The sequence below is a fragment of the Pseudomonas sp. JZ114 genome (genome assembly GCF_051027705.1).
Lineage (GTDB): Bacteria > Pseudomonadota > Gammaproteobacteria > Pseudomonadales > Pseudomonadaceae > Chryseomonas > Chryseomonas luteola.
This window is the reverse complement of the sequence record NZ_CP069256.1, coordinates 2,177,117-2,190,608: the sequence shown is the minus strand read 5'-3', so window position 1 is coordinate 2,190,608 and position 13,492 is coordinate 2,177,117. Positions and strand designations below refer to the sequence as shown.

Below are 13,492 nucleotides of genomic sequence, written 5' to 3'. Positions count from 1 at the left end.
TTAGGGAATTCCCTGATAGTCAAGGTGGCGCAAGTTTCGCACACTAGGTCACTGGCTATTGAAAGAGTGCCCTATGTCTTCATTTTCGTCCCAGGCTGATCGTTTCCTGGAGCATTATCTCTCACGTCATGATGCTTCAGACGCACCTTCTGCTTCATTTCCAGTGTCCTACTCGTGGGCGTTCTGCTTGGGCGTTTCCATGGTCAGTCTCCTTTGCCTGGGCCTTGGCCGGCTAGAGGTTGCGTTACTGATCTGGGGGGGCGCGCTGACAATGGCCACGGTAAAGCGTCTGGCTTGGCAAGCGTTCAGCGTTTGCGGGCTGGTTACCCTTGTAGGGTGTCTGGTCTGGTATGTCATTGATCCCCACCCCTACGATATCGATATTCATCTCGTGATCGTTTGCGGGTTGGTTATTTCGGTCAGCTATCTTTCGGGAAAAGTGGCTCGGCTGAAGACGAGAATCAAACAGCAGCACATACACAACCACTTGTTGGCGCAGTTCAGTTCGGTCCTTACCCAGTCGCCTGACGTATGCCTTAAAGAGATTGACTTGAGCGGTCGTCTTTTAAGCATGAATGACCAGGGTCGATTGCTCATGGACGTTTGCAATTCCGAGCAGGTCCACGGCGCGGATTGGTTGAGCTTCTGGAAAGACGAATGGGCTCCAAAGGCGCGTCAGGAATTTGATCAGGCCTGTTTGGGCGTGCCGGGGCGTTTTGTTGGCCAATGTGACACGCTCAATGGCACAGCCAAATGGTGGGATGTACTGGTCCTGCCTGTCCGTGGGCAGCAAGGGCACATCGAGACGATATTGGCGTTCTCTTGGGACATTACCGAAGCTCAGCGTAACGCTACCAAGCTTAAAGACACCCACGATGAATTTGATGCTCTTCTAAATAACCTTGATGAAGGAATGTATCGGCTCGATCAGGAGTGGCGTTTCATTCAAGTCAATGAGATGGCTGAGGTCCTGCTCAGGCGCACACGAAAAGAGCTATTGGGCGCTTACATCTGGGATCTTTACCCAGAGGATGAAGATCGGGAACTCGGTTCGGCTTATCGGGATGTGATGTATTCCGGTTTCCCTCGTCATTTCGAATTTTATTTTCGGCCTTTTCAGCAATGGCATCGTGTCAGCGCCTATCCACGGCCTAACGGTATCACGGTGTTCTTTAGCAACATCACCTCGGATGTCGCCAGCGTCCAACAGAGCCAGACAACAGAAACTCGCCTGCGCTTGGCTCAGGAAATTGGTCGTTTCGCCGATTGGCAATTCGATCTGGCCTCGCGTGAACTTATGTTATCCGAGCAGGCGATACAGCTCCTGAATATTTCCATGGAGGCAGGTGGTTCGCATCAGGATGAGCTGATGAAGCATTTGCATCCTGATGATCGTCTGGGGCTGGTTTCAGCGCTGCTGGATTTGACCGAGGGAAAAGCTTCCTTGAGTGTCTCTTTACGTCTCCGGCACGTCGGGCGGTCGGGAGCATGGAGAAACTTTCAATTTGCAGGCGTGGTGCTTCGCCCTAAAGCTCATCCCCAAGGCCTTTTGGTCGGTTGCATGCAGGATGTGTCCTTGCAGAAGCATCGTGAGCAGCGCCTGATTCAAGCAGAAGCCTTTACACGCAGTATTCTTGATGCACTACCTCAGTTGGTATGTGTATTGGACGAAGCCGGTACTGTAATTACCGTCAATCAAGCGTGGACCCAGTTTATTGATACCCATCCCGCCCAGTGGGACTGGCCGGATGCTGGAACGAATTACCTGAAATTCTGTGCAGGTATGGCAGGCCGGGGTGGGGCCGTGGCGCAGACTATTTTGGCTAAACTCCAGTCTCTGCTAGATGGAGAAGGTGATCCTTTCAGCCTGGAGTTCAAGATGGACTTGGGGGATGAGGTTCGCGTCTTCAAGATGTTTGCCCTGCTAATGGACACTGAGCAGAAGCAATTACTCATTGTGCATGAGGATGTCACCGAAACGGCTCGTCTTCAGCGAACACTAAATACTCAGGCCCAACGGCTCAAGTTGATTTACGAAGGCTCGAGCGATGGGTTGTGGGAGTGGATCCCGCAGCGTAAAGCGCTTTACCTGTCCGAGCGGTTTATTGAATTGATAGGAAGCATCCCTGATGAGCATCAACCGTTTCCACAGTGGTTGATTGAACAGACTCATCCCGATGAGACCGAGGCGTTGGTATCTATGCTTGAATGCCATCTGGTGCATGACGCGCCATTTGATATCGAGCTGCGTCTGCAAACGGCTATGGGCTGGCATTGGTTCAGGATCCGTGGCAAGGCCGAGCGGGAAGGGGATGTACTGGTGCGCTTCGCAGGATCGCTGATGGATATCGATTTTCAGCGAGACCTTTTAGCTCAGCTTCAAGAAAGTGAAGCTCGTTTCAGGGAAATGGTTGAATATCTTCCTCATGTCTTCTGGGTATATGACATTTCCAAGGAAAAAGTCAGCTATGTAAGCCCAGCCTTCCAAAAAATATGGGGACATTCTCCTGAGTTGTTATACGAGAATGCGACACAATGGATCAGCCTTGTCCATCAGGATGATCAACCCTTGGTTGAGCGCTTTCATCAAGAGGTGATCTGGCATCACCGGTCTGCTGAGGTCGAGTACCGCTCAGTCGATGCCAACGGTAAACTTTTGTGGGTCCGTAATAAGGCTTTTCCATTTCCGAACGCCCAAGGAGAGGTTGCTCGTATTGTGGGTATCGCCGAAGACATCACCGAGGCGCGCACCTACCAGGAACAACTTTATGCGGCTGCGCATTTCGATAGTTTAAGTGGGTTACCCAACCGAGTCATGTTCCATAAACGCCTGGAAGAGCAATGTGTTCAGGCTGGAAAGGGTAATCGCGAGTTCTCGGTACTCTTCATTGGGCTTGATCGTATCAAATGGGTCCAGCAATGCCTGGGTCAGCGTATACGGGATGAATTGGTCAATCAGGTTTCCGAGCGTTTCCAGACCGTATTAGGTGCAAAGGGCTACCTTGCTAATCTAGCCAGCGATGAGTTTGCGGTACTGTTGAGCCGAGAGGAGGAAATGGCGCATGTGCATGATGTTATCAAGGCCTTGCTTCAGTCGCTTGATGAGCATTTCTTATTGGCGACAGAATCGATCCGGCTAACAGGCTGCATTGGTGTAGCTCAGTATCCATTGGACGGTGAAACGGCTGAGCAATTGATCAAGAACGCCAATGCTGCCGTGTACGCCGTACAGAAATCTGGGCGCAATGGGTATCAATTCTTCAACCAAGGATTGCTCAAGCACAGCTTCGATACGCTTAAGCTTGAAGCTGAACTTAGTCGTGCGATCGATCAAAACGAGTTCGTTCTGTATTACCAGCCCAAAGTGGATATGGCTAATCAACAGGTATGTGGCGCCGAGGCCCTGATTCGCTGGGAACATCCAGCTCATGGTCTCCTTAGTCCGCTACGGTTCATTTCATTGCTTGAGGAAACCGGCCTGATCGTGCCCGTTGGGCTCTGGTGTATCGACCAGGCTCTGGCGCAACTGGCTGAGTGGCAATCAAGAGGGCTAGGCCATTTTGTAGTAGCGGTGAACCTGTCGCTTCGCCAGCTGCAACCCGACCTATGCGAGCAAGTGCGAGCCAGTTTGGAGCGACATGGTATTGAGCCGGGCTGCCTGGAACTGGAGCTTACCGAGTCCATCATGCCTGAGGCAGGCAGCGAGTCGAGCGCCATCATCAATGATCTAAAAACGTTGGGCGTCCGGATAGCAGTGGACGACTTCGGTACGGGTTATTCGACCTTGGGAAGTTTGCGTTCCTTTGTGCCGGACACACTCAAGATTGATCGATGCTTTCTTAACGAGATGGCCAGCAATGCTTCTGATCGTGCCATTGTGAAAAGCGTCATTGAGATGGCTCACGCCTTGTCGATGACGGTTGTGGCCGAAGGTGTCGAGTCGCTGGAGCAACAACGGTTATTAGAGGAATTGCATTGTGACCAGATGCAGGGGTTCTTGATCAGTCCGCCGGTTGACGCCGTTATTTTTGAGGAAAAGCATATTGCCATTAGGTAAATGACTTAGTTCTTTCAGCTTGCAGTGTCAAAAAGCCGCTCCGCTGTAGAGCGGCTTTTTTTTTGAGCTTACGGCGTGGCAGGCCTTCGATTCTGCCATCCATCCTGAAACTTTAGCCGCTCGGTGGCTTAGATGTTTCAGGTTTTTTCTTAGGAAAAGCAGGCGTTTTACCTCAGGTTCTCCCCGATAGTTTCTCTTGATCAACGACGCTTAAATATGCCTGCCGTGGATGTCAGGCGAGCCGAAGTGTTTCGGCCTACATCAGACAGGCCGCACGCTTTGGAGTGAGCAGGAGCCACCCAGCTGCGTATGCATCCATTTATCAATGAAACCATTGCTCGTAGTTGAGGAAACCTTCATGGCCCTGGTCAAGAAACCCACCACGCCTTCCGCCGCGGCTGAAAAAGTCGTATCCCGTACCGTTGCCCGTGACGCTGAGGCACAGCGCAAGCGTGCCCGTACACTGGCCAAGCAGCAGCAGGCAGCCGAGCGCATTGCTGCTGCAACCAATCAGCTGTCTACAGGCGTGAATGAAGCCGCTTCTGCTGCAGAAGAGCTCAAGCGTGCCGCCGATCAGATCGCCAGTGGTGCAGAGGAAGCTTCCGGCGCTGCTCAGCAGTCCCTGAAAGCTTTCGAGATCGTAGGCCGCTCCATTGAGCTTCAGCAGCAAAGCGCTGCGGTTGCCCAGGAAAAATCCGAGGCCATGCAGCGCCTGGCTGCGGCGGTCAATACTGACGTAGTAGCGCTCATTGCCAACGTTCGTGTTGCGGCAGAGCGTCAGTCCGGCTCGGTTGACCGCGTCGCTGAGCTTAAGCAGCAGGCCGCTAACATTGGCGAGATCGTCAAGGCTGTTGGCCGTATCGCTGACCAAACCAATCTTCTGGCATTGAACGCTGCCATTGAAGCCGCCCGTGCAGGCAAGCATGGTAAAGGCTTTGCCGTAGTGGCTGACGAAGTCCGCACCCTGGCAGAAACCTCTGAGAAGAGTGCCAAGCAGATTTCCGACATGGTCGGCAAGATCCAGCATGACGTGGAAAACATTGCCCAGGGCATTAACCGCTCCGCTGAAACCATCCAGACCGAAGTAGAGAAGGGTGGCACCATCACCCAGCAGCTTGAACAGATTCGTCTGGATTGCATAGAAATTGTAAAAGGTGCGCAGGACATCGCCGCGGGCGCTGTTCAAAGCAGCGCTGCTGCCCAACAGGCCTTGCGCGGTGCAGATTCCATTGCCTCCGCTGCCGAGCAGCAGTCCGCCGCGGCCGAGGAATCCGCCAAGACGGTAGACGAGCAGGCCCAGGCCCTGGCTGAGTGCGAGCAGGCCGCTCAAAGTCTTTCAGAGCTGGCTGAAGAGCTGAAGAGCTCAACTGATGTCAGCAAAAGCGCCGAAGAGGTTGCCTCAGCGGCTGAAGAGCTGTCTTCGGCTGTTCAGGAGATCAATCGTGCGTCCAGCCAGATTTCTCTGGTAATCGACCAGATCCGCCAAGGCGCACAAACGCAGGCTGCTGCTACCGAAGAGTCCGCTGCAGCGGTCACTCAGATCGAAAAAGGTCTGGAATTGGCGCAAGGCCGTGCAACGGCCAGCCTGGAGAAGGCGAATGCCATCAAGACGCTGATGGGGGCCAACAAGGGCAACATCGACGCCATGGTCAATGGTGTGACGTCGTCCATCGAAGCGACTCGCGCCAGCCTGAGCCAGATCAAGGATCTGGAACTGATCTCCCGCCGGATCGACAAGATTGTTGACGCGATTACCACGGTTTCCATCCAGACCAACATGCTGGCCGTGAACGGCTCTATCGAAGCGGCCCGAGCCGGTGAGTTCGGTAAAGGCTTCGTCGTCGTGGCGACCGATATCCGTAACCTGGCCCATGACTCCGCTGAGAACGCTGACCGCATCAAGGATCTGGTGAAAGCCGTTCAGGACCAGATCGGGGTAGTGGGTCGCGACCTGGAAGAAATCATCAGCGCTGCCCTGGCAGAAGCTCAGAAGGCAACGGTGATTACCCGCAACCTGGACAGCATGGCCGGTGACATCGCCAGTGTAGAAGTGGGTTCTTCCGACATTCTGAAATCTGCCGAAGAGATCAGCGCCAGCATCACCCAGGTGAAATCCGGTATCGACCAGATCTCTGCCGCCGCCCAGGAAGCCGAGCACGCGGCTCAGGAAGCCGCCGCTGCTGCCAAGCAGCAGTCGCAGGGTGCTGAGGAGCTGTCCGCCGCCATTGAAGAAATTGCCTCCCTGGCTGATGAGCTGCAAAGCGCCTAAATCCCTGAAGTGAGGGGATCGAGATGACTCAAACAACTGCAAATGAAGCCCTCGTCGTACGCGGCGAGGGAGGAGATGACGACGAGCTGGCTCAAGGGCATCAGTTCGTAACGTTCACCGTCGGTGAGGAGGTGTTCGCGGTCGAGATGTTGCCTGTGCAGGAAATCATCCGTGTACCAGAGGTGATCCGTGTACCACTAACACCGCCAGCCCTGAACGGTCTGGCCAACCTGCGCGGTAACGTGTTGCCGATTATCTGCCTGCGGACCTTGTTCAACATGGAAGCCCGCGATGCCGATGATTCGACCCGCGCCATTGTGCTCAATTTGGGCCAGCCGCTGGGTTTCGTGGTTGACCGTGTTGCCAGTGTCATTATGGTGGAAGACGATCAGATCGAGCCGGTCAGCCATGTCCAGTCCACGATCAACACCCGGCTCCTGACAGGGCTGCTCAAGCAGGTTGGCGGCCACGAACTGGTCATGATCCTGGATTTCCAGGCCCTGATCCGAGACAGCTTCAGCGAGAACAGTCTGCTCCAGCGTACCGTCATGGCCAGCAGCATGTCCGTTCTGCCTGACACCGCCGATGAGGATGAGGACAGTGATGAGCTTCAGTTGGTCAGCTTTACCGTAGACAGTCAGGAATATGGTATCGCGATCGAGGATGTTCAGGAAATCGTCCAGGTTCCCGAGCATATCGTCTCTGTACCCAAGACGGCGTCCCATGTACGCGGTGTCATGACGCTGCGTCAGCGCCTGCTGCCTCTGGTATCGCTACGCGAGATGTTCCATTTGCCCAGTCAGGAGACTGACGAGCGCAGCCGCATCCTGGTGGTAAGTCTCGCCGGGGTATCGGTTGGGATCATTCTCGATAGTGTTAATGAAGTTTTGCGAGTGCCCGGCTCTCAGGTTGAGCCCATGCCGCCAATGCTGGCGCGAGACCAGAACATGGCTGAGCTGACCGGTTTATGCCGCCTGCAAAATGGCAAGCGACTGGTTTCCGTCGTGTCAGCAGAGCGCTTGTTCCAGCACCAGTCGGTGCAACGTGTTTTGAATACGAATGATAAGGAGCCGAGCGTGGACGAAGAGCTGCTCGATCAGATTGATAACGACGACGAAGAGCAACTGGTGGTGTTCCGTTTGGGTAACGAAGAGTTTGGCGTACCCATCGACAGCGTCCAGGAGATCGTTCGTGTCCCGGAAAACCTGACGCATGTACCCAAGGCGCCTTCCTTTGTCGAGGGTGTCATGAACCTGCGTGGCGTTGTGCTGCCGGTAATCGATCAGCGCCGCCGCTTCGGATTACCGAGCATCGAGAACAATGATCGCCAGCGCATCATGGTGTTTGTCATCAATGATCTGCGCACCGGCTTTATCGTGGATTCGGTCGCTGAAGTGCTGAAAATCTCACGCAACCTTATCGAGCCTGCACCGGCACTGTCGAGTGAACAGCAGCGCCTGTTTGGTCGCGTGGCAAACCTGCCCAAGCAGAAGCGCATGATCCAGCTTGTCGAGCCGCGTCAGCTTCTGGGCGAGCAGGAGCTTAGCGCCCTGTCGAGCGTCGCGTAAGGGAAGGGTGCTGCCGTCATGATTCGTCTGCTTATCGTCGATGACTCCGCATTAATGCGCCGCCATCTGCAAAAGGTGTTTGAGGCCGAAGGTGACTTCGAGCTCGAAATGGCCCGCAATGGCCTCGAAGCGATTGAGCTGGCTCGCCAGTTCGATCCGGACGTCATCACCCTGGATATCAATATGCCTGAGATGGACGGGCTGACGGCTTTGTCCATGCTCATGGCAGAAAAGCCCCGTTCGGTCGTGATGTTTTCATCGTTGACCGAGCAGGGTGCTATTGCCTCGCTTGAGGCGTTAGCGCTCGGCGCGGTGGATTTCTTTCCCAAACCGGGCGGTACGATTTCTCTGAATATTGATCAGGTGCGTGACAGCCTGGTTGCCAAGGTGCGTGCCGCTGCTGGTGCTCAGCTCAAGAAGGCAGGAAAACCACGCGCCGGATCAACCGCGCCGACTCGCTCCCAAATCGAGCGCGAGCCGGTGGAAAAAGCCGTAGAGCTGGCAGGTGGCTTGGGTGAAGGGCTTGTACTGATCGGCTCATCTACCGGTGGGCCTCGTACGCTGGAAGAAATTCTGTCGAAGCTTCCGGCGAGCTATCCCTGGCCGATCGTGGTTTCCCAGCACATGCCGGCCAACTTTACCCGTGCTTTCGCCGAGCGCATGAACAATGTCTGCGCGCTCACGGTAGTAGAGGTCAGCAGACCCATGCCGCTCGAAGCCGGTACGGTTTACGTTGGGATGGGAGCCAGTGACGTTTGTATCGGTCGTCGTGCAGGCCGTCCTTATGCCTTGCCCAAGCCGGAAAACAACAAGTACCTCTGGCATCCCTCCGTCAGCCTGATGGTGGAAACCGCCATGGAGCATTTCCAGCCAAGTCAACTGATCGGTGTAATGCTGACGGGCATGGGGTACGACGGTGCTGATGAGATGACCGAACTCAAGCGCCGTGGAGGGCGCACCCTGGCTGAGTCCAAGGAATCATCTGTTGTGTTTGGTATGCCGGCAGAGCTGATCCGTCGTGGCGGTGCCACGGAAATCATGGCCTGCACTGAAATGGCCGCCACCCTTATCCGTTGGGGCAGCGGTAAAACCACTACGTCTTCTCGAGTATCCCGCCATGCCACTCGTTCGTAATACCCTGGCCGATCAGGCCGGCGATGACCAGCCAAGCGGGTTCGAGCAGCTGCTTGATACACTCGACAGCCCCGATACCGCGGCTCGTCGCTTGGCCGCACGTGCAATAGCAAGGTTTCCAAATGCCAGTAGCGCTCTGATCGATCGTCTGGAAGAAGAAGCCGAACCGTCTGTGCGTGAGGCCATTATCACCAGTCTGGCTGCTATCGCCGATGTCAGCTCAGTCACCGCTCTGCTTGACTGCCTGCGCAGTGAGGATGCGGCGCTACGTAACGATGCCATCGAAGCTCTGAAGACGGCAGGTGTTCAGCATCCTGGGTTGATTCAGAACGCGCTGCAGGACTACGACGCCGACGTCCGCATCTTGGCTATCGGAATTCTGGAATCACTCAAGCATCCGGATGTCGAGCTGTGGCTGATCGATCTGCTGGAGCATGACCCGCATCTCAATGTCTGTGCCTGCGCCGTGGATCTGCTGTGCGAAATCGGGAGCGAGCGTGCGGTGCCGGCGCTTGAGGCTTGTCTTGAGCGCTTCCCCGATGAGGCTTACCTGCGTTTCGCCGTTGATCTGGCTATCCAGCGCCTGCGTGGAGAATCAGCCCTGTGAGCCAGACACCCGCGATTACCAAGGAAGACTTCGTGAAGTTTCGCGAATTCTTCTACCGCAAGACCGGTATCCACTTCGATGACTCGAAGCGCTATTTCGTGGACAAGCGCTTGATCGAGCGCATCGAGGCCACGGACGCGGGTACTTTTCGCAACTATTTTGTGAACCTGCGTTTTCAGGCATCGGGTGATGAGCTGCAGTCTCTGGTCAATGCGATGACCGTCAATGAGACCTACTTTTTCCGCGAGGAGTATCAGCTCAAGTGTCTCGTGACGAACATGCTGGAAGAGGTCACCCGACGTAAGCGTGACTCAGGGCCCATTCGTATCTGGTCGATGCCGTCGTCTTCAGGTGAGGAGCCTTACTCCATCGCCATGTACCTGCTCGAATACTGGAAGGGTATTGAGGAGTGGGATGTTGAGCTGATCGCCTCGGATATCGACACCAACATTTTGGAGCGCGCCAGAAGAGGTCTCTATAGCCCGCGTTCGGTACACAACCTGCCGGCCACGCTTTTGGAAAAGTATTTCAAACAGCAGAAAAGCGGGGATTACCAGCTAATCGACGATATTCGTCAAAGCGTCGAGTTCAGCCGGGTAAACCTGATGAGCGCTGCCGATGTGAAGGCTTATAAGGGCTTCGACATTATTTTCTGTCGTAATCTGCTGATCTATTTCGATGATCTGTCTCGTCGCCAGGCGGCCGATACGTTTTTTGATGCGCTCAATCCAGGCGGGATGATCTGCCTGGGTCACTCGGAGTCCATGAGTCGTATTTCGTCTCTGTTCCAGGTGCGCAAATTCCCTGAAGCAATTGTTTACCAGAAGCCGTTGGAGGCTCGATGAAACGCATTCTGATCGTCGACGACGCGGCCACCGTACGGCTGTTCAACCGACAAATACTGGAGAAAGCCGGTTATCACGTTGACGAGGCCATCAACGGCATTGAGGCGCTGGAAAAAAGCCTCGAGACGCCCTACGACCTGTATCTGGTAGACGTGAATATGCCCATGCAGGACGGCTTCAGCTTCCTGCGTGAACTGCGCTCCCGGCCTATTGAACAGGCCCCTGCGGTAATGATTACAACCGAGTCGGGTGATCATGATCGTCAGCAGGCTTGGGAATCCGGTGCTAATTATTACTTAACCAAACCGATCAAGCCTGAAGCGTTGCTGAGGCTGGTGAATGTTTTGACCGGAGAAGGTGCTCAGTGAACGCATTGCTGCAACAATTCATCCAGGAGAGCCGTGAAGCCCTGGAATCCATTGGCAGTACCTTGCTTGCCATGGAACGAGAGCCTGGCGATACCGCCCCACTGGGCGAACTGTTCCGCCTGGTGCATACGCTTAAAGGTAACTCAGGCCTGTTTGATTTTCCGGCGCTGACCAGTGTATTGCATGCCGCTGAAGACGTGATGGATGCAGTCCGTAACGGTGAGCTGGACTTCAATCAACAACTGGCTGATCAGCTTTTGAACACGGCTGACTATGTCAGCGAGTTCCTGGATGAGATCGAACAAAACGGTCAGCCGGGTGACGGCTTTCAGGTTCCGCCTCGTGAACTGGTCGATGGGCTGCGCGCGTGGCTTACCAGCAGCGAGACGGCCGTGGTTGCTGCTGGCGCCAAAAACGGTACGTCTGAAAGCGAGTCGCCCGCCTGGGCGACTGAACTGAATGATGAAGTACGTCAGCACATAGCCGATCGTTTGAAGGATGAACAATGCGTTTACCGTGTTGAGTATCGTCCTGCCGCCGATTGTTTTTTCCAGGGCACCGATCCTTTGCACCTGGTGCGTCAGCTGCCGGACATTTTCTGGCGTCGTGTGACCGCTGTAGAGCCCTGGGCGGCAGCGTCAGAACTGGATGCCTATCACTGCAATCTGCGTATCGAATTCCTGTTAGCGATACGGGAAGAGGATCTGGCTGAGCACTTCCGGTATGTCAGTGATCAGGTCAGCTGGGAGGCCGTAACAGCGGCACTGTGTGCTGCACCTGCTCCGGCCGAAGAGGCTCAACAGAGCTTAAGCCATGGTAACGAAGCAATCGATCCACTGGTACGGGACGTAGTAGGCACTCAGCAGATAGCCTTGGCTGCCTGCCTCTCTCAGCCTTGGCGTAGCGGTCAGCATGCCGCCATCGTCCGGACATTAACCAATGTTCTCATGGCTTATCCTGCACTCAATGAGACCTTGCAGCGTAGCGTGATGGACGCCGATCAGCAGCGCAGCGCCACACCGATTATGGCCTGGTTCCAGGCACACTGGCAGACGGGTGCTGACTCCATATCCGAGGCGCCCAAAGAAGAGGGTCGTACTCAAGAGGCCATGAGCGCATGGCTGTCGGCACAGCTTGATCCCGCAGCACCTGTTGTTCCGGTGGTGGAAGCTGCACGCGCGCCTTCCGGGGCATCTGCCGGTCGGCGTCAGGAGGAGGCTGGCAATCATGTTACGCCTAAGGTCCTCAAGATCGAGCAGGAAAAGATCGACCGCCTAATGAACCTGATTGGCGAGATTGTAGTTGCCAAGAACGGATTACCTTATCTGGCCGAGCGTGCTGAAGACCAATATGGTCAGCGCGAGCTGGCGCGAGAGATAAAGGCTCAATATGCCGTAGTCAACCGTATCGCCGAAGACCTGCAGGACGCCATCATGCAAGTACGCATGATGCCGGTTTCTTTCGTGCTGCAGCGCTTCCCACGTCTGGTGCGTGATATCGCGCGCAAGCTGGGCAAGAAGGTCAACCTCATCCTGGAAGGGGAAGACACCGAAGCGGACAAATCCATGATCGAGGCCTTGGCCGATCCGCTTGTGCATATCGTCCGTAACTCCATGGATCACGGGCTGGAGCTTCCGGAGGAGCGTACAAACGCTGGCAAGCCGGAAACCGGCACGCTGCGTATTCGCGCCAGCCAGAACGCGGACCATGTGGTTATTGTTATTGAAGACGATGGTCGCGGTATCGATCCACAAAAGATCAAGGCCAAGGTAGCTGGTAAAGGTCTGGTCGAGCAGACTGCCCTGGATGCGATGAGTGATCAGGAGCTGGTCAATCTGGTCTTCCTGCCGGGCTTTTCGACTGCGGAGCAGATTTCCGATCTGTCCGGCCGTGGCGTTGGTATGGATGTGGTGCGCTCAGGTATCGAAAAAGTGGGCGGCCAACTGCGCCTGACCAGTCAGGTCGGCAAGGGTACGCAGCTGAGCCTGACACTGCCGCTGAGCATGGCAGTAACGCAGGTCATGGTGATTGAGTCAGGCGGTCAGCGCTTTGGCATTCCCATGGATCAAGTCATGGAAACCGTGCGCTTACCCAAGGATTCGATCCATACCATCAAGCATCAGCCCACCGCGCAACTGCGCGGTCGCACGATTCCGCTCAAGAGTTTGAACCAGATGCTGGCGGTCTCCGAGAAGCAGGTGCTTAACGAGGATGATGAGTACGCCTTGATGGTGCTACGCAGCCGAGGCGAGCTGGTCGGCCTGATCATTGATGATTTCCACGGCTCGATCGACATCATCCTAAAGCCCATGGTGGGCATTCTCGGTGAGCTATCTGGTTACTCCGGTACGGCCGTGATGGGGGATGGTTCCATCCTGATGATCCTCAACCCCACGGAGCTATTCGAATGAGCATTACCTTCAAGAAAAGCGTAGCCGTATTGGCTGATCAGGTCACGGTGGAAGAGGCAGAAACCCTGCTGGAATGGCTGGTGAAAAACCCGGCCGCAAAGGTCAATCTGGGTGACCTCGAACACCTGCATACCGCTGATCTGCAAGTACTTATGGCATTGAAACCAAACGTTTCAGTTTGGCCGAAAAATACCGATATAAAGGTGTGGCTTGAAGCCGCACTGAATGCGTAG

The 13,492-nt window shown here is 55.1% G+C and carries 9 protein-coding genes and 1 pseudogene; all 10 read left to right on the top strand.

Going from position 1 to position 13,492, the window contains the following annotated elements; genetic code table 11:
• The first annotated feature begins 73 nt into the window (after positions 1-73).
• Entirely contained in the window at positions 74-4,057 is a 3,984-nt protein-coding gene (locus JQR90_RS10185; protein ID WP_434139993.1) for a sensor domain-containing protein, read from the top strand.
• Positions 4,058-4,286: 229 nt separating this feature from the next.
• Positions 4,287-5,225 (top strand): annotated as a pseudogene (locus JQR90_RS10180) (methyl-accepting chemotaxis protein); the annotation flags it as partial.
• A gap of 447 nt (positions 5,226-5,672) precedes the next feature.
• On the top strand, positions 5,673-6,326 hold the full coding sequence (locus JQR90_RS10175; protein ID WP_371106389.1) for a methyl-accepting chemotaxis protein: 654 nt from the start codon (positions 5,673-5,675) through the stop codon (positions 6,324-6,326).
• Between the two features lie 23 nt (positions 6,327-6,349).
• Positions 6,350-7,894 carry a chemotaxis protein CheW gene (locus tag JQR90_RS10170; RefSeq protein WP_010798355.1) on the top strand — a complete coding sequence of 515 codons (1,545 nt, stop codon included), beginning with the start codon at positions 6,350-6,352 and terminating at the stop codon, positions 7,892-7,894.
• A gap of 18 nt (positions 7,895-7,912) precedes the next feature.
• Positions 7,913-9,028 carry a chemotaxis-specific protein-glutamate methyltransferase CheB gene (cheB, locus tag JQR90_RS10165; RefSeq protein WP_010798354.1) on the top strand — a complete coding sequence of 372 codons (1,116 nt, stop codon included), beginning with the start codon at positions 7,913-7,915 and terminating at the stop codon, positions 9,026-9,028.
• Positions 9,012-9,635, top strand: coding sequence for a HEAT repeat domain-containing protein (locus JQR90_RS10160; RefSeq protein WP_010798353.1), 624 nt, complete (start codon positions 9,012-9,014; stop codon positions 9,633-9,635). The genes cheB and JQR90_RS10160 overlap by 17 nt, the downstream gene beginning before the upstream one ends.
• Complete coding sequence (locus JQR90_RS10155; protein ID WP_010798352.1) at positions 9,632-10,480, top strand: CheR family methyltransferase; 849 nt, start codon at positions 9,632-9,634, stop codon at positions 10,478-10,480. Before JQR90_RS10160 ends, JQR90_RS10155 begins: the two co-directional genes overlap by 4 nt.
• Positions 10,477-10,848, top strand: coding sequence for a response regulator (locus JQR90_RS10150; RefSeq protein WP_010798351.1), 372 nt, complete (start codon positions 10,477-10,479; stop codon positions 10,846-10,848). The genes JQR90_RS10155 and JQR90_RS10150 overlap by 4 nt, the downstream gene beginning before the upstream one ends.
• Positions 10,845-13,259: a chemotaxis protein CheW gene (locus JQR90_RS10145; RefSeq protein ID WP_434139992.1), complete on the top strand. Its 2,415-nt coding sequence runs from the start codon at positions 10,845-10,847 to the stop codon at positions 13,257-13,259. Before JQR90_RS10150 ends, JQR90_RS10145 begins: the two co-directional genes overlap by 4 nt.
• A complete protein-coding gene (locus JQR90_RS10140; protein WP_010798349.1) occupies positions 13,256-13,492 on the top strand; it encodes a hypothetical protein in 237 nt (78 codons plus the stop codon). The genes JQR90_RS10145 and JQR90_RS10140 overlap by 4 nt, the downstream gene beginning before the upstream one ends.

Coding starts and splice junctions, on each gene's coding strand:
- JQR90_RS10160 (WP_010798353.1), top strand. CDS start 9,012: ATGCCACTCGTTCGTAATACCCTGGCCGATCAGGCCGGCGATGACCAG.
- JQR90_RS10185 (WP_434139993.1), top strand. CDS start 74: ATGTCTTCATTTTCGTCCCAGGCTGATCGTTTCCTGGAGCATTATCTC.
- JQR90_RS10140 (WP_010798349.1), top strand. CDS start 13,256: ATGAGCATTACCTTCAAGAAAAGCGTAGCCGTATTGGCTGATCAGGTC.
- JQR90_RS10170 (WP_010798355.1), top strand. CDS start 6,350: ATGACTCAAACAACTGCAAATGAAGCCCTCGTCGTACGCGGCGAGGGA.
- cheB (WP_010798354.1), top strand. CDS start 7,913: ATGATTCGTCTGCTTATCGTCGATGACTCCGCATTAATGCGCCGCCAT.
- JQR90_RS10150 (WP_010798351.1), top strand. CDS start 10,477: ATGAAACGCATTCTGATCGTCGACGACGCGGCCACCGTACGGCTGTTC.
- JQR90_RS10175 (WP_371106389.1), top strand. CDS start 5,673: ATGGGGGCCAACAAGGGCAACATCGACGCCATGGTCAATGGTGTGACG.